At 63.3% G+C, this 15,320-nt stretch carries 15 protein-coding genes; 11 read left to right on the plus strand and 4 right to left on the minus strand.

All coding sequences use genetic code 11. The annotated features are described in order from the left end of the window. Nucleotides 1-34 precede the first annotated feature (34 nt). From CP49_RS18555 to CP49_RS18565, 3 genes are all read right to left on the minus strand, one after another. Nucleotides 35-1,981: an alkyl/aryl-sulfatase gene (locus CP49_RS18555; RefSeq protein ID WP_057851642.1), complete on the minus strand. Its 1,947-nt coding sequence runs from the start codon at nucleotides 1,979-1,981 to the stop codon at nucleotides 35-37. A gap of 54 nt (nucleotides 1,982-2,035) precedes the next feature. Continuing rightward, complete coding sequence (locus CP49_RS18560) at nucleotides 2,036-2,203, minus strand: hypothetical protein (protein ID WP_245310747.1); 168 nt, start codon at nucleotides 2,201-2,203, stop codon at nucleotides 2,036-2,038. A gap of 104 nt (nucleotides 2,204-2,307) precedes the next feature. After that, a complete protein-coding gene (locus tag CP49_RS18565) occupies nucleotides 2,308-2,736 on the minus strand; it encodes an anthrone oxygenase family protein (RefSeq protein ID WP_057851644.1) in 429 nt (142 codons plus the stop codon). Between the two features lie 64 nt (nucleotides 2,737-2,800). Here CP49_RS18565 and CP49_RS18570 point away from each other — a divergent pair, with 64 nt between their 5' ends. Further along, on the plus strand, nucleotides 2,801-3,283 hold the full coding sequence (locus CP49_RS18570; protein WP_057851645.1) for a MarR family winged helix-turn-helix transcriptional regulator: 483 nt from the start codon (nucleotides 2,801-2,803) through the stop codon (nucleotides 3,281-3,283). Between the two features lie 161 nt (nucleotides 3,284-3,444). On the opposite strand, the gene CP49_RS18575 is transcribed toward CP49_RS18570, so the two are convergent. After that, nucleotides 3,445-4,449, minus strand: coding sequence for an ABC transporter substrate-binding protein (locus CP49_RS18575; RefSeq protein WP_057851646.1), 1,005 nt, complete (start codon nucleotides 4,447-4,449; stop codon nucleotides 3,445-3,447). A gap of 98 nt (nucleotides 4,450-4,547) precedes the next feature. Between CP49_RS18575 and CP49_RS18580 the strand changes: the two genes are divergently transcribed. From CP49_RS18580 to CP49_RS18625, 10 genes are all read left to right on the plus strand, one after another. Further along, the gene (locus CP49_RS18580; protein ID WP_057851647.1) at nucleotides 4,548-5,195 is read left to right on the plus strand and encodes a TetR/AcrR family transcriptional regulator; all 648 of its coding nucleotides are present in this window, start codon (nucleotides 4,548-4,550) and stop codon (nucleotides 5,193-5,195) included. 88 nt (nucleotides 5,196-5,283) lie between these two features. After that, nucleotides 5,284-6,054, plus strand: a complete 771-nt coding sequence (locus CP49_RS18585) for an ABC transporter permease (protein ID WP_057851648.1) — start codon at nucleotides 5,284-5,286, stop codon at nucleotides 6,052-6,054. A 14-nt stretch (nucleotides 6,055-6,068) separates the two neighbouring features. Next, nucleotides 6,069-7,106 carry an NAD-dependent epimerase/dehydratase family protein gene (locus tag CP49_RS18590; RefSeq protein ID WP_057851841.1) on the plus strand — a complete coding sequence of 346 codons (1,038 nt, stop codon included), beginning with the start codon at nucleotides 6,069-6,071 and terminating at the stop codon, nucleotides 7,104-7,106. After that, entirely contained in the window at nucleotides 7,093-7,917 is an 825-nt protein-coding gene (locus CP49_RS18595) for a GNAT family N-acetyltransferase (protein WP_057851649.1), read from the plus strand. The genes CP49_RS18590 and CP49_RS18595 overlap by 14 nt, the downstream gene beginning before the upstream one ends. Nucleotides 7,918-7,928: 11 nt before the next feature. Beyond that, complete coding sequence (locus tag CP49_RS18600; protein WP_057851650.1) at nucleotides 7,929-8,984, plus strand: dihydrodipicolinate synthase family protein; 1,056 nt, start codon at nucleotides 7,929-7,931, stop codon at nucleotides 8,982-8,984. Beyond that, nucleotides 8,972-9,760: an ABC transporter ATP-binding protein gene (locus tag CP49_RS18605; RefSeq protein WP_057851651.1), complete on the plus strand. Its 789-nt coding sequence runs from the start codon at nucleotides 8,972-8,974 to the stop codon at nucleotides 9,758-9,760. The genes CP49_RS18600 and CP49_RS18605 overlap by 13 nt, the downstream gene beginning before the upstream one ends. 132 nt (nucleotides 9,761-9,892) lie before the next feature. Beyond that, the gene (locus tag CP49_RS18610) at nucleotides 9,893-11,287 is read left to right on the plus strand and encodes an MFS transporter (RefSeq protein WP_057851652.1); all 1,395 of its coding nucleotides are present in this window, start codon (nucleotides 9,893-9,895) and stop codon (nucleotides 11,285-11,287) included. After that, nucleotides 11,284-12,321: a TRAP transporter substrate-binding protein gene (locus CP49_RS18615; RefSeq protein ID WP_197423154.1), complete on the plus strand. Its 1,038-nt coding sequence runs from the start codon at nucleotides 11,284-11,286 to the stop codon at nucleotides 12,319-12,321. The genes CP49_RS18610 and CP49_RS18615 overlap by 4 nt, the downstream gene beginning before the upstream one ends. A gap of 327 nt (nucleotides 12,322-12,648) precedes the next feature. Continuing rightward, nucleotides 12,649-13,098 (plus strand): (2Fe-2S)-binding protein, encoded by a 450-nt coding sequence (locus CP49_RS18620; protein ID WP_057851653.1) that lies wholly within the window; start codon nucleotides 12,649-12,651, stop codon nucleotides 13,096-13,098. A gap of 10 nt (nucleotides 13,099-13,108) precedes the next feature. Then, entirely contained in the window at nucleotides 13,109-15,295 is a 2,187-nt protein-coding gene (locus tag CP49_RS18625; protein ID WP_057851654.1) for a xanthine dehydrogenase family protein molybdopterin-binding subunit, read from the plus strand. Nucleotides 15,296-15,320: the final 25 nt, after the last annotated feature.

Genomic DNA, 15,320 nt, shown 5'->3' on the forward strand with positions numbered 1-15,320 from the left:
TGCCCGGGACAAGCCCGGGCATGACGATCTAGTGTCAGCTCACCGCCGTCCGTTTCGGCTCGACGATCTCAAACATCCGCGGAAACTCGTCCATCAGCGCCATCAACTCGCCGAGCCGCACCGGGTTGCCGCTGACCTTGATCCTGCCGGAGCCGACCGCATCCTGGAATGACGTCAGCTTGGCGATCACTTCGTCGAGCACGCCGCGCGGCAGCGTGAAGCTGGCGTCGGCATCGGCGGCCTGCGCATTGGTCGTATAGGTCAGAGCGGAGTTCTCCAGGTTGAGAATGAACGTCTCACCAGTGTCGGTGAAATCCCAGTTCAGCACGATGCGCTTGCCTTCGGCCTTGGGACCGTTGAGGCGAACGCCGAGCACGTCCCATAGCTGCTCGGTGCGTAGCGCAGCCAGCGTTTCCCGCGGCATCGCCCAGCGCGGCGGCACCTTGGGCATGCCCTGCCGCAATTCCTGTGCGCCAAACAGATAGGCGTTACGCCACGTCGAACTCTCCGAGGCATAGCCGAGCTGTTCGAAGGTGTCCGCCAGCATCGCGCGCGCCGCCTGGTTATCGGGATCGGCGAACACCAGGTGGCTCACCGCCTGCGCGACAAAGCGGAATTCGCCCTTGGCAAAGTCCTTCTGCGCACGCGCGAGGATCGCGTCCGCACCGCCCATGTACTCGACATATTTTTTGCCCGGCTCGACCGGCGGCAGCGGATCGAGATTGACGGGGTTGGCGTCGTACCAGCCGAGGTACTTTTGGTAGATCGCCTTCACATTGTGCCTGATGTGGCCATAATACCCGCGGCCATGCCAGGCGCCATCGAGGCTCGCCGGCAAGCGGATGGTTTCCGCGATTTCGGTCGCGGTGAGCCCGTGGTTCATCAACCGGATGGTCTGGTCATGCGCGAATTTGTAGAGATCGCGCTGCTGGCGGATCATGGTGTCGATCCGCTCTTGCCCCCAGACCGGCCAGTGGTGCTGGCCGCACATTGCATCGGCCTTGCCGCCCCACATCTGCAGGGCTTCGCCGAGATATTTTGACCACGCCAGCGCATCGCGCACGTCGGCGCCGCGGAACGGCAGCAGGTTGTGGAAATTATGCGTGCAGTTCTCCGCCAGATTCAGAAGCTTGTAGCGGTCGACGTAGAAGTGCATTTCCGCCGGCGCTTCGCTGTTCGGCGCCATCTGGAATTCAAATTCGACCCCGTCGATGGTCAGCTTGTCGCCGGTCGCGATGATGAGATCGGTCGGGCGCACGAGCGCCACCGCCCCCGCCGACATGGTCTTGCCAAGCCCGCAATCGACCTGCCCGCGCACGCCCTTGGCGAGAAATGGCCCGAACTGATATTGCGCGCGCCGCAGCATCGCGGGGCCGGCGATGATGTTCTCCGAAACCGCATGCTCCATGAATAGATTCGGCGCGATGATCGGCACGCGGCCGCTTGCGAGCGTTTCGTCGTCGAGCACGCCGCGCGCGCCGCCCCAATGGTCGGTGTGGGTATGGGTGAAGATGACGGCGGCGACGGGCCGTTTGCCACGGTGCTGGAAATAGAGCTCCATGGCGGCTCGCGCGGCCTCGATCGAGGTCAGCGTATCCACCACGATGACGCCGCTGTCGCCCTCGATCAGGGTCATGTTGGCGATGTCGAGCCCGCGCACCTGGTAGACGCCGGGCAGCACCTCGAACAGGCCGTGATGCATGTTGAGCCGCGACTGCCGCCACAGGCTGGGGTCGACGGTTGGCGGTGCCTCTTCCGCCGACAGGAAGCCATAAGGCTCGAGGCTCCAGACCACCCTACCCTGCGGCGAAACGATCTTTGCGTTCTCCACCGTGCCGAGGAAGCCGCGCGCCGCATCGTCGAAATCGCGCGTGTCGGAGAATGGCAGCGCCTTCAGCGTCGCCGCATGCTGCGCGACGACCGGCGCGGAAGCATCCTGCGGAGATTCCCTTGGTGTCTCGATCGTGGCTGGTTGGCTCATTGTTGTGCACTCCCTTGCGCAGTAAAAAAACCGAGATCGAGTAATCGAACGGCGTCAGCGGAACTGCGGCCCCTCGAACTGGCCGTTGTTGCGCCAGCCTTCGATATATTTGAAGTAGGCCATAGGCTCGGCCGGATGCCCGACGTTGAGCTTGGCCGCCGGCCCCGGCTCGCGTCCTTCGTTGTTGTAGTAGCCGGGCGTGCAGTCAGGTGAGCCGATCATGCGGCCAGCGCCCGTCAACAGCAGCTCGACCCAGCGATCCTCAGCCTCCCTGGTGACTTCGATCTCCTTGAAACCGTTCGCCCGCGAGCACCGCCTCTCGTACGCTAATTGAGCGCCCAGAGATAGGCCAGCGTCGCCGCGATTCCGAGGCCCGTTCTGACCGCGTGCAGGCCTCCCCACTTCACGATCAGCGCGCGTGATTGCGCCCCGGCGTCGTTCTCGGCAATCGCTTTCAACGCGCGGTTGGTCGGCATGATGCCAAGCAGCGTATACGGCCAGTTGGCGAGAATAAGCACCGCGCCGACAATCCAGCGCCAATCCCCAGTCGCCCAGGCGGCGATCAGGCCAAGCACGCCCGAAATGACCGCGCCACTCGCCTGCATCGCCAGGCCGCGGTCGTAGCTTGGCTTCCACTGCTTCAAGAGGGCTCGGTCATCGAGACCGAGACGCGCCGGCTGCTCGGCGAGATTGATGTAGAACGCGGCCCCGGCGAACGCGGCGGCGACAATCGTCGCAAGCTGTCCTGCAAGCATGACTCACTCCACTTCACCTGTTCCATATTGACAATATATTGTCATCTTGGGTACTAATAGTCAAATGAAAGCCAAACGACACACGCCCGGCGGCGAGGCCCTGACCGATCTGGTTCTTGCGGTGTTCCGGCTCAATGGGCGCCTGCTCACGGCTGGCGATCGCCTTGTCGCCGATCTCGGCCTCACCAGCGCGCGCTGGCAGTTGCTGGGCGCGATTGCCCTTTCGCCAAGCCCGCAGCCGGTAGCCTGGGTGGCGCGCAGCATGGGACTTAATCGCCAGGGTGTTCAGCGTATCGTCAACGAGATGCGGGAAGATGGCCTTGTCGAGTTGCGCCCCAATCCGCACCATCGGCGCGCGCATCTCGTCGCGCTGACGAAACGGGGCGAAGACGCCTTTGCTTCCGCCAGCCGAGTGCAGGCGCCGTGGGCGAACGCCCTGGCCAAGGGGATCAGCGCGGAGGAGTTCGCGAAGACCCGCCGCCTCCTCGCAACATTGTGCGAACGGCTGGATCAGGAATTGGGCAAGAGCCGCGACGACGACGATTGATCCGTCAATGACCGTCGCACCTCAACGTCATTGCGAGGAGCGTAGCGACGACTTGTCCGCCGAAGCTCCGCGAGCGAAGGCGGGAGCAATCCATCCATCCGCGGTGTCGTGCGATGGATTGCTTCGCTTCGCTCGCAATGACGGCGGAGAAGCTATCGCCCCTACTTCTTCACCTTGCTGGCGTCCATCTTGATCGACGTATCAAGCATTTTGACCGAGAACGCGGAGTTCACGTCAAACGGCTTTTCCATGCCGAGATAGGTCTGCACCAGCTCGTAGTCCTTTTTCATGCGCTCGGCGTCGATCCAACCCAATGCCTTGGTCGTCGTAAACTCGTCTGTCATCAGGAACTTGATGCGCTCCCACTGACGCTGCTGGTTTTCCTTATCGAGACCGGAGGCTTGGTCGAGCAGCGCCTTGAGGCAGGGCGCGACGTCGGCGACGCAGGCGGCGTAGGCCTTCTGGCTGATTTTGACGAACTCTTCTACCAGTTTCGGATTCTTCGCGAGGTAAGCGCCGTTGACGATCAGCGAGTTGCCGTAAGGATTGAGTCCGATATCCTTCCAGTTGACGTAGCCGAGATCGGCGCCGAACTCGATCACCTTGAGATCGTGCTCATTGTAGAAATCGCTGATGATATCGACGGTGTGGCTCTTCAGCGCCGCGATCTTGGCGGTCGGGCCGACATTGACGAAATTCACGGAGTCAGGCGCGATGCCGGCCGCCTTGGCAAAGGCCGGCCACATCACCCGCGAGGCGTCGCCCGGCGGATTGCCGATCTTGTGGTTCGGAAAGTCCTTCGGCCCGTTCACGCCGTAGCTCTTCAACCAGTAGAAGGTCTGCCCGGTATTGGCGTAGATGCTCATCAGCGCCACCACGTCGGCGCCCTTGCTCTTCGCCACCAGCATGGTCGCGAGATCGGCGATGCCGAACGGCGAGCCGCCGGAGCCGACCTTCAGCGAGGAGACGCCCGACCCCTTGCCGACCTCGATCGTCAGGTCGATGCCTGCCTTTTCGTACCAGCCTTGCGACTTGGCGTAATAGAACGGCGAGTGATCCGCCGTCGGTGTCCAGTTCAGGATCAGGTTGACGGACTCGGCGGCCACACAGGGCACAGCCGGTACGGCAAGCGCAAGCGCCAGTCCCGCAATTCGCAACCCCTTCATGACAACCCTCCTCGTTTGCAACCGATCTTGTCGCCGCACGCCGGTGACGCTACGAATGCAACTAGGGACGAGACGAGTTGTCAACTATTTGGTTGGAAATGCCCAAAAAACGTTCTGACGTCACCAGGCCGCAGCGGCGCGATCCGGCCGCCACCCGCAAGAAACTGCTGACGGCGGCGCGGCGCGAGTTCGCCAGCAGCGGCCTTGCGGGCGCCCGGGTCGACGAGATCGCCGCGCGGGCGGGCGTCAACAAGCAGCTCGTCTACCACTATTTCGGCGACAAGGACGCGCTGTATTTGGCGGTGCTCGAATGGGTCTATGAGGAGATCCGCGCCCAGGAGCGCAAGCTCAATCTCGAAGGATTGCCGCCCGAACTGGCCATCAAGAAGCTGATCGAAAGTTCCTTCGACCACCTCGCCGCGCACCCCGACTTCATCGTGCTGCTGAACGACGAAAACCGCGGCGGCGCCCGCCATGTGCGCGGCTCCCGCAAACTGGAGGCGATGCATTCGCCGCTGGTCAGCCTGGTCTCGACCATTCTCGGCGAGGGCGTAAAGGCCGGCATATTCCGCAAAGGTATCAACCCGGTGCACCTCTATATCTCGATCGCCGGGCTCAGTTATTTCTACTTCTCGAATACGCCGACCCTGTCGGCCATCTTCGGCAAGGATCTGTCGAGCCGGGCCGCGCGGCAGGCCCGCCGCAAGCACGTCGTCGATTTGGTGATGCATTCGCTGCGACCCTAATCAACCAGATGGTTGATTACCGGAGGAGGCCGCGATAGGATTGCCGCCATGCGCCCGGGAACCGGACGCGGGACCCAGGGAGTGCGCAGTGTTCAGCGATGACGGACGATCGATACGGTCTTTCGCGATCATCCTGATCGTGCACCTGGCCGTGATCGTGCTGTGGCAGGTATTGGTAGACGCCTTCCAGGTGCCGAAATTCATCCTGCCCTCGCCGCTTGCGACCGTCGCGACGCTGGGTTCGCCGAGCTATGCGTGGCTCTCCAATCTCGCGGTGACGGCCGTCGAAATTCTCGGCGGGTTCTGCCTCGGCGCGCTGGTCGGCATCATGCTGGCGGTGATGTTCACCTGGTCGCCGTTGATCAGCCTGTTGCTGCTGCCGCTGTTCGTGACGCTGAACATGATTCCGAAAGTGGCGCTCGGCCCGCTGTTCATCGTCTGGTTCTCCTACGGCATCTTTCCGAACATCCTGATCGCGTTTTCGATCTGCTTTTTTCCGATCCTGCTCACCACCGCACGGGGCTTAAGCGAAGTCGAGCCGGATTTGCTCGATCTGGTAAAATCGCTGCGCGGCTCGCGCTGGACGCTGTTCCGAAAAATCCAGTTGCCGGGCGCGCTGCCTTACGTGTTTTCCGGGATGAAGGTCGGCGCGATTCTGGCGGTGGCCGGCGCCATCGTCGGCGAGTTCATCGCCTCCGAGCGAGGGCTCGGCTACCTCATGATCCAGGTGCAATCATCGCTCGATACGCCGGCGATGGTGATGGCGGTCGTGCTCCTGACGTTGCTGGGCGTGGCGCTGTATGGGCTCGTGCTCGGCCTCGAGCGGATGTTCGTCGTCCGGGACATCCGGCTGCAATGAGACAGGGAATGAACATGCTGCTGACGCGCGAAAACCTGCCGCAGACAATTGCCGATATCGCTGATCTGGACGATCTGCTGTGCCGCCCGAGCCAGGCGCTGATCGACGATCTCGGCAAGGTCGACGGCGACATCATGATTTTGGGCGTCGCCGGCAAGATGGGGCCGACGCTGGCGGGACTTGCCAAGGCCGCCGCGCCGAATCGCCGCGTGATCGGCGTCGCCCGCTTCAGTGATCCCGCCGTCAAGGACTGGCTGCAGGAGCGCGGCGTCGAGACCATCAATTGCGACCTGCTCAATGAGGCCGCCATCAAGGCGATGCCGAAGATTCCGAACATCATTTTCATGGCAGGGCGCAAATTCGGCGCGGAGGGTGATCTGTCACTGACCTGGGCGATGAATTCGCACGTCCCTGCCCTGGTCGCGCAGGCCTTTTCCACTTCGCGCATCGTCGCGTTCTCGACCGGCTGCGTCTATCCGTTCGTGCCCGTGGATAGCAAAGGCTCGAGCGAGGACATGGCACCCAATCCGCCCGGCGAATACGCGCAATCCTGCGTCGGGCGGGAGCGCATGTTCGAGTATTTCTCGCGGAAATATTCGACGCCCGGGCGGTTGTTCCGGCTCAACTATGCGATCGACATGCGCTACGGCGTGCTGCACGACATCGCCAGCAAGGTTCTGCAGGGCAAGCCGATCGACGTCAGCCTCGGCCATGTCAATTTCATCTGGCAGGGCGACGCTTCCGCGCAGGCGCTACGTTGTCTCGCGCATTGCGAGACACCGACCTCGCCGATCAATGTCAGCGGCCATGAAATCCTGTCGGTGCGCGATCTCGCCGCAAAATTCGGCCAGCGTTTTGGTCGCGCACCCGTGATCGTCGGCACAGAAGAACCGACGGCATGGCTCACCGACACCTCACAGGCGGTAAAGTTGTTCGGCCTGCCGATCGTCGATACCGAGCAGCTCATCAGTTGGACCGCCGACTGGGTGTCGCGATCGATGCCGAGCCTCGGCAAGCCCACCAAATACGAGGTGCGCGATGGCCGCTACTGAACCTATCGACATTGTCGAACTCGACGCTGGCGATGCTGAGGGCGGACTTACCTTGTCGACCGAAGCGGGCTGGAACCAGAACGAGGCCGACTGGCGGTTTTTCCTGAGCCAAGGTGTTGTATTCGGTGTGCGCGACGGCGCGCGATTGGTAGCTACTGCCGCGCTGCTGCCCTACTCGGCCGGCAATGCCTGGATCAGCATGGTATTGGTGACCGCGGACTTTCGCCGCCGCGGCATTGCGACGAAGCTCGTCGATGCCTGCCTCAACGTGGCGGCAAGCCGTGGTCTCACGACCTGGCTGGATGCTACACCCGCTGGCGCCGCCGTCTACGGGCCGCTCGGCTTCACGCCGACGCTGCAATTGAGACGGTTGCGGATAACGAAACCGCAAGGCGCCGGGGCTTCTCGGCCGCTATCGGCGGGCAACCTCGACGCATTGGCCGTTTGCGACGGCAGGGCCATGGGATTCGACCGCAGTTCCTTACTCTCCGAGTTCGCCGCGCGGGCGGGCTCTCGCATTGTGTCCGATGCCCAGGCAATAGCCCTCGTCCGCAACGGACGCATCGCGCGGCATATCGGTCCGCTACTGGCCGATCGCGCCGATCAGGCGCTCGCGCTCGTCGGCGCCATCGTTCGTACCGAGGCCGGCCCTTGGCTGATCGACGCCGTCCATTCGCAGGACGAATTTCTGGACGGGCTCATCCGTTCAGGCTGGAACATCGAGCGACCGTTTCAGCGAATGCGCTTCGGCCCCGCAACCGCTTCGCCCGCGCAATTTCCGTTCGCCGTCGCCGGCCCGGAATTTGGATAGGAACATCCGTTATGCACCATAGCGAAATCAAGGCCGAGGTTCGCAAGCTGATCGCCAACGGCACGGTGCTCCCGGCGCATCCGCTCGCGCTCGACGCCGACCGCAAGCTCGATGTCAGACATCAGCGGGCGCTAACGCGCTATTATCTCGATGCCGGTGCCGGCGGATTGGCCGTCGGCGTTCACACCACGCAGTTCGCGATCCGCGACGTCGGCTTGTACCGGCCGGTGCTGGAACTGGCGGCGGAGACCGCCGCTTCATGGACCAAGCGGCCGGTCGCGATGGTCGCGGGGCTCGCCGGTCCGACCCAGCAAGCCATTGCGGAAGCCCAAACCGCTGTTGGCATTGGCTACCATGCTGGCCTTCTCAGCCTCGCGGCGATGAAATCGGCATCCGAGGACGAGATCATCTCCCATTGCGAGGCGGTGGCGCGCGAGATTCCGCTGGTCGGCTTCTATCTGCAGCCCGCCGTCGGCGGCGTCATCCTCAGCGCCGATTTCTGGCGCCGCTTTGCCGCCATCGACAATGTCATCGCCATCAAGATCGCGCCGTTTAACCGCTACCGGACGCTTGACGTTCTGCGCGGGGTGGCGGCCGCAGGCGCGCTCGACCGCATCGCGCTCTATACCGGCAATGACGATCACATCCTGCTCGATCTCACGCTGCCCTTCGATCTGCGCGACAACGGCGTCACCACCCGCGCCTACTTCAAGGGCGGCCTACTCGGGCACTGGTCGGTGTGGACCGCGAGCGCCATCAAGCAGTTCGAGATGTGCAAGGCAGCCCGCGGCAAGGAGACCGTGCCGGCGGACCTGCTGGCGCTCGACGCCCGCGTCACCGACTGCAACAGCGCGTTCTTCGATGTCGCCAACAATTTTCACGGCTGCATCGCTGGCTGTCACGAGATCCTGCGGCGGCAAGGGTTGATGCAGGGGCTCTGGTGCCTCGATCCTGCTGAAGGGCTCAGCCCAGGCCAGATGCAACAGATCGACCGCGTCTGCCGCGAACATGCCGATCTCTCGGACGACGCCTTCGTGAAGGCGAACTTGCAGAAATGGCTGGCATGAGCGCAGACGAGCCTTTCATCAGCCTGAAGAACGTCCGCAAGATCTATCGGTCCAAGGGCGCGGAATTCCTCGCCGTCTCCGACGTCACCATGGACGTGAAGGAAGGCGAGCTGGTTTCGCTGGTCGGCCCGTCCGGCTGCGGCAAGACCACCGTGCTGAAGATCCTGGCCGGGCTGCATGAGGCCGACGGCGGCACCATCAAAATCGGCAGTTCGACAACACCGTTCGACCCCGCGCGCGACATCGGCATGGTGTTCCAGCAGGCCTTGCTGCTGAAATGGCGAACCATTTTGGACAACGTGCTGCTGCCGGCCGAGATCGTCGGCCTGCCGATGAAGGCCGCGCGGGCGCGCGCCCGTGACCTGCTAAACCTGGTCGGCCTCGCGGGTTACGAGGACAAATATCCGCAGCAATTGTCCGGCGGCATGCAGCAGCGTACCGCGATTGCGCGCGCCTTCATCCATGATCCCAAGCTGATCCTGATGGACGAGCCGTTCGGTGCGCTCGATGCGCTCACTCGCGAGCAGATGAACCTCGAAATGCTGCGGATCTGGCGCGAGAGCGGCAAGACCATCCTGTTCGTGACGCACAGCATCCAGGAAGCGGTATTTCTTGCCTCGCATTGCGCCGTGCTCACTGCCGGTCCGGCGCGGATGGCGGAGTACTTCCCGATCGATCTGCCATTCCCGCGCGCGTTGCCGATCAAGACCACGGACGAATTCGGCGCCTATGCGCGGCGAATTTATGCGAGCCTGGGATTGAGCCCAGACGCATAGCCTGCAAGCCACAGGATTTCGCCGCCCCGCTTCGCATACGCATCATGCAAGGAATCGCCTGTGGCGCATGTCGCGTCCGTAGTACACGCCGCAGACGGGCGCGTCCGCGGCCGGCGTGGAGAGCCCGACAGAATGTCCGCAGAGTTAGCGTCAAAACCATCAGCCGCGCCAATCGACGGCCTGCCCCCGGAACTCCGGCGCTGGGCGGTCGCGGCGATCTTTACGGCGCTGGCGATGGCTTCGCTGGACACAGCGATCGCCAACGTTGCGCTTCCGGCCATCGCGGCCGATCTCCGCGTCAGCCCGGCCGACGTGGTCTGGGTGGTCAACATCTATCAGATCGCGCTGGTTGCGACGCTGCTGCCGCTCGGCGCCCTCGGCGAAATCGTCGGTCACCAACGTATCTATATCGGCGGCCTCGTGCTGTTCACGCTGGCCTCGCTCGGCTGCGCCTTGGCATGGTCGCTGCCCAGCCTGACGGCTGCCCGGGCGCTGCAGGGACTAGGCGCCAGCGGCATTATGAGCGTGAACGCGGCGCTGGTCCGCTTCGTCTATCCGACCCACATGCTGGGCCGTGGCTTCGGCCACAACGCGCTTGTGGTCGGAACGGCATTCACGTTCGGTCCGACGATCGCTTCAGCGATCCTTGCGATTGGAACATGGCCATGGCTGTTCGCGATCAACATCCCCTTCGGCGTGATCGCGATCTGGATCGGCCTGAAGACCTTGCCAAAAACGCCGCGCGCGAAGCTCGCGTTCGATTTTGCGAGCGCGGCGCTGACCGTAAGCTGCCTCGGGCTCTTCATTGTCGGAATAGGCAGCGCGGCGCATCAGACCCCGCCCGTCCTGGTCGGCCTGGCGCTTGGCGCTGCATTGCTGCTCGGCTGGATCATGATGCGCAGAGATGCGGACCATCCCGCACCGATGTTGCCGATCGACTTGTTTCGGCGGCCGATGTTCGCGCTGTCGGCGGCTACGTCGGTCTGTTCATTCGCGGTGCAGGGACTGGCCTTCGTCTCGCTGCCCTTCTACTTCGTGGATGTGCTGCATCGGTCGCAGGTGGAGACGGGCTTCTTCATGACGCCCTGGCCGCTGGTGGTGGCGATCATGGCGCCGATCGGGGGCCGGCTCTCCGACCGCTATCCGGTCGGCATTCTCGGTGGTCTCGGGCTGGTGCTGCTCGGCATCGGCATGGCGCTGCTGGCGACGCTGCCACCGGATCCCGGCATTGCCAACATCGTCTGGCGCACCGTGATTTGCGGGATCGGATTCGGGTTCTTTCAAACGCCCAATCTGCGGGCACTGATGTCGAGCGCGCCGCCGCACCGCAGTGGAAGCGCGAGCAGCATCGTCGCCACTTCCCGCCTGACCGGGCAAACCCTGGGCGCCGCGCTGGCTGCCCTGTGTTTTGCCCTTGCCAGCCATGATGGCGCGACGCTTGCATTGGCACTCGGCGCCGGGTTTGCTGCGCTCGGCAGCGTGATGAGTTTTCTGCGTCTGGCCGTGGGTGCTCCGCATAGTACATGACTGTCATCGCCGGCGGCGATCGGGCCGACGCGATGGATTTGGAGGACGAGTTGCGACTTCTCAGTATGCTGGCCAGCGTGTGTCTCTTGCTGTTTCCGGCCGCCCTTCAGGCCCAGACCGTCTGGGACATGCCAACGGAATATCCGCAAAACGCGATGCCGGGCGTTGGCCTGACGGCCTTCACGAAACACGTCGCCGAATCCAGCGGAGGCAAACTCGAGATCAAGCCGAGCTTCGATGCCAAGGCCGGCATCAAATCGGCCGGCATGCTCGCCGCGATTGCGGAAGGCCGGGTGCAGGCCGGCGATGCCTTCGCCGGCGCGCTTGAGGCCGAAGACCCGATCTTTGCGCTACCCTCGCTACCATTTCTGGTGACGTCGACCGCCGACGCCAAACGCCTTGCCGACATCGCGCGGCCGCATCTTGCGGCTGCGCTGCAGAAGAAAGGCCTGCGGCTGCTTTATCTGACGCCTTGGCCGCCTTCAGGCATTTGGTCCAAGACGCCACTGACGTCACCGCCCGACCTCGCCGGGCTTTCCATTCGCACCTATGACAGGACCTCAACCGAAGTATTCCTAAGCGTCGGCGCCAAGGCCGCATCGATCAGTTTCGCGGACACGATGCCGAAACTGGTCGACGGCAACATCAACGCGGTGTTGTCGTCGGGAGACGGCGGCGCCGGCCGCAAGCTTTGGGAGTATCTGCCCTGTTTCAGTGAAATCACCTATTCGCTGCCGCTTTCGATCGCGAGCGTCAATCAGGCGGCCTATGACGGTTTGAGCTCGGATACGCGAGCCGCGGTCGATGCCGCCAGCCGTCAAACCGAGAGCGAATTGTGGCTCGCTCTGTCGACCCGGTTGCAGGAGAACTATCAACGCATGCGCCAGAACGGCGTCACGATCGATTCAAATCCCGAGCCGTCGATCGTTGAAGCGCTGCGAACGGGAGCGGCGGCAGCGCAGCGTGCCTGGTGCACCCGGTCGGGGCCCGTCTGCGCCGAGATTCTCGACGCCTTCAAGGCCAGCAAACCATAGCGGCTGGACGACGGCGCCAGCGATTTCGAGATTGCGGCGCCGCGCTTGCAACCCCGTGTTTTGCCCTCGCCGGCCACAACGGGGCCACGGTAGCACTGGCGCTCGGGCCGGATTTGCCGCGCTTGGGAGCGTAATGAGTTTCCTGCGTCTGGCCGTGGATGCAGAACGGATATGACAGCCATGCGACGGGCGCGTGCCCACGCAACACCAGCGGATCGGTCTTCTTCCCCACCGTAACCACGCATTTTCGTGATTTGAACGATTCCAGGTTGCAGGCCAGATTGCGCCGGGTCTCGACCGATGGGTCAGACGAACAGGGGATACGCGATGGCAAACCTCACAATTAACGGCAAAACAATCAACGTGGACGTCGAAGACGACACGCCACTACTTTGGGCGATCAGGGAGAACGTTGGCCTAACCGGCACCAAGTACGGATGCGGCATCGCGCTATGCGGGGCCTGTACCGTTCATGTCGACGGGGTCGCGATGCGCTCCTGCGGCATGACGGTCAGCGAGGCTGCCGGAAAGCAGATCACCACGATCGAAGGGCTTGCCAGCAACGGCGCCCTGCACAAGGTGCAGCAGGCCTGGGTAGCCAACGACGTCCCACAATGCGGCTATTGCCAGAGCGGCATGATCATGGCGGTTGCGGCCCTTCTCAAGGAGAAGCCGAAGCCGACCGACGAGGACATCAACGAGGCCATCACCAATATCTGCCGATGCGGGACCTTCCAGCAGGTCCGCGAGGCGATCCACGCCGCCGCGAGCGCTTGAGGGGGATGCCATGAATCAGCACGTCATGCCCAAGCTCAATCGCCGCGCTTTCGTCATTGGCACCGCTGCCGCCGGCGCGGGCCTCGCAATCGGCCTCGACATTCCCTTCGGCGGACCCACAGTCGTTCGCGCCGCCGACGGCTCGCCCGAGGTCAATGTCTGGGTGGTGATCCGCCCCGATAACACAACTGTGATTCGTATTGCCCGCTCGGAGATGGGTCAGGGTACCCTCACCGGCCTCGCCCAACTCGTCGCCGAAGAACTCGAATGCGACTGGTCGAAGGTCGTCACCGAATATCCGACACCCGGTCAAAGTGTCGCACGCAAGCGCGCCTGGGGCGATTTCTCGACCGGCGGCAGCCGCGGCATCCGCTCTAGCCAGGAATATGTCCGCAAGGGCGGCGCCACCGCGCGGGTGATGCTGATCCAGGCGGCCGCCAACGAGTGGAAGGTGCCGGCCTCGGAATGCACCGCGACCAACAGCGTCATCACCCATACGCCGTCGGGCAAGACCACGACCTACGGCAAGGTGGTTGAAGCCGCCGCGAAACTCGAGCCGCCGGCAGACGTGAAGCTGAAGGACCCCAAGGACTGGAAGATCGCCGGCAAGGGCCTGAAGCGGCTCGATACGGTCGACAAGACGACGGGCGCGATGATCTATGGCGCCGACGTCAAGCTGCCGGGCATGCTCAATGCGGCGATCAAGGATTGTCCCGTCTTCGGCGGCAAGCTGAAGAGCTTTGATGAATCCAAGATCACCGGCATGAAGGGCGTCAAGAAGGTAGTGCAGGTCGGCGACAGCGCAGTCGCCGTCGTCGCCGATACCTGGTGGCATGCCAAGACCGCGCTCGATGCGCTACCGATCGTCTGGGACGAAGGCGAGAACGCCAAGGTCTCCAGCGAGTCGATCGCCAAATGGCTGGCCGAAGGCCTCGACAATTCCCAGCCGGCCTATATCGGCAACCAGAACGGCGACGCCAAAGCCGCGATTGCCAGCGCGGTCAAGAAGGTCGAGGCGGTCTACAACTATCCCTACCAGAACCACGTGACCATGGAGCCGATGAACGCAACGGCGCTCTATACGCCGGACAAATGCGAGGTCTGGTGCGGTACGCAGAACGGCGAAGCAGCATTCGCCGCTACCATGGAAGCCGCAGGCCTACCGGCCGAAAAATGCGAGGTGCACAAGCTCATCCTCGGTGGCGGCTTCGGCCGCCGCGGCATGACCGACTACGTCAGGCAGGCGGTTCTGATCGCCAAGCAGATGCCGGGTACGCCGGTCAAGCTGTTGTGGTCGCGCGAAGAGGACATGGCGCAAGGCAAATTTCATCCGGTCACGCAATGCAAGCTGACCGGAGCCTTCGATGCCAACAATAATCTGACGGCGCTGCACGTCAGATTGTCCGGCCAATCGATCCTGTTCACGGTGCGTCCGGCGGCGCTGGTGAACGGCATGGACACGGTTGCGTTCCAGGGCATGAGCCCTTCCGGCGATGCGGCGATCGGCTACTCCGTGCCGAACCTTTTGGTCGAGCATTCCATGCGCAACCCGCACGTACCGCCCGGCTTCTGGCGCGGCGTGAACGTGAACCAGAACGCGATCTATCTGGAATGCTTCATGGATGAGCTGGCGCATTCGGTAGGGCAAGATCCGGTGGAGTTCCGCCGCAAGCTGATGAGCAAGCACCCGAAGCATCTCGCCGTGCTCAACGCCGTGGCCGAGAAAATCGGCTGGGGCAAGCCTGCGCCGCAGGGCGTCTATCGCGGGATTGCGCAAGTGATGGGCTATGGCAGCTATGTCGCAGGCGCCGCCGAAATCTCCGTCTCCGAAGGCAGCAAGATCAAGGTGCACCGCATCGTCGCCTCGACCGATCCCGGCTACGTCGTCAACCCGGCGCAGGTCGAGCGGCAGATCGCGGGCTCCTTTGTCTACGGCCTGTCCGCCCTGTTCTATGGCGGCTGCACGGTGAAAGACGGCAAGATGGAGCAGACCAACTTCGACACCTACAATTCCATGCGCATCGCCGAGATGCCGAAGGTGGAATGCGTGATGGTGCCGAGCGGCGGCTTCTGGGGCGGTGTCGGCGAGCCGACCATCGGTGTCGCCGCGCCCGCGGTGCTCAACGCCTACTTCGCGGCCACCGGCAAACGCATCCGTTCGGTGCCGCTGAAGGATCAGAACATCACCTTTGCCTGACAATAGTGGACGGCGGCCTCACCCC

Origin of the sequence: Bradyrhizobium valentinum (genome assembly GCF_001440405.1) — a bacterium.
In the GTDB taxonomy this organism is placed as follows: Bacteria; Pseudomonadota; Alphaproteobacteria; order Rhizobiales; family Xanthobacteraceae; genus Bradyrhizobium; species Bradyrhizobium valentinum.

Excerpts from the sequence above, each read along its gene's own strand:
- CP49_RS18555 (WP_057851642.1), bottom strand. The coding sequence starts at position 1,981 with ATGAGCCAACCAGCCACGATCGAGACACCAAGGGAATCTCCGCAGGAT.
- CP49_RS18560 (WP_245310747.1), bottom strand. The coding sequence starts at position 2,203 with ATGATCGGCTCACCTGACTGCACGCCCGGCTACTACAACAACGAAGGA.
- CP49_RS18565 (WP_057851644.1), bottom strand. The coding sequence starts at position 2,736 with ATGCTTGCAGGACAGCTTGCGACGATTGTCGCCGCCGCGTTCGCCGGG.
- CP49_RS18570 (WP_057851645.1), top strand. The coding sequence starts at position 2,801 with ATGAAAGCCAAACGACACACGCCCGGCGGCGAGGCCCTGACCGATCTG.
- CP49_RS18575 (WP_057851646.1), bottom strand. The coding sequence starts at position 4,449 with ATGAAGGGGTTGCGAATTGCGGGACTGGCGCTTGCGCTTGCCGTACCG.
- CP49_RS18580 (WP_057851647.1), top strand. The coding sequence starts at position 4,548 with ATGCCCAAAAAACGTTCTGACGTCACCAGGCCGCAGCGGCGCGATCCG.
- CP49_RS18590 (WP_057851841.1), top strand. The coding sequence starts at position 6,069 with ATGCTGCTGACGCGCGAAAACCTGCCGCAGACAATTGCCGATATCGCT.
- CP49_RS18595 (WP_057851649.1), top strand. The coding sequence starts at position 7,093 with ATGGCCGCTACTGAACCTATCGACATTGTCGAACTCGACGCTGGCGAT.
- CP49_RS18600 (WP_057851650.1), top strand. The coding sequence starts at position 7,929 with ATGCACCATAGCGAAATCAAGGCCGAGGTTCGCAAGCTGATCGCCAAC.
- CP49_RS18605 (WP_057851651.1), top strand. The coding sequence starts at position 8,972 with ATGGCTGGCATGAGCGCAGACGAGCCTTTCATCAGCCTGAAGAACGTC.
- CP49_RS18610 (WP_057851652.1), top strand. The coding sequence starts at position 9,893 with ATGTCCGCAGAGTTAGCGTCAAAACCATCAGCCGCGCCAATCGACGGC.
- CP49_RS18615 (WP_197423154.1), top strand. The coding sequence starts at position 11,284 with ATGACTGTCATCGCCGGCGGCGATCGGGCCGACGCGATGGATTTGGAG.
- CP49_RS18620 (WP_057851653.1), top strand. The coding sequence starts at position 12,649 with ATGGCAAACCTCACAATTAACGGCAAAACAATCAACGTGGACGTCGAA.
- CP49_RS18625 (WP_057851654.1), top strand. The coding sequence starts at position 13,109 with ATGAATCAGCACGTCATGCCCAAGCTCAATCGCCGCGCTTTCGTCATT.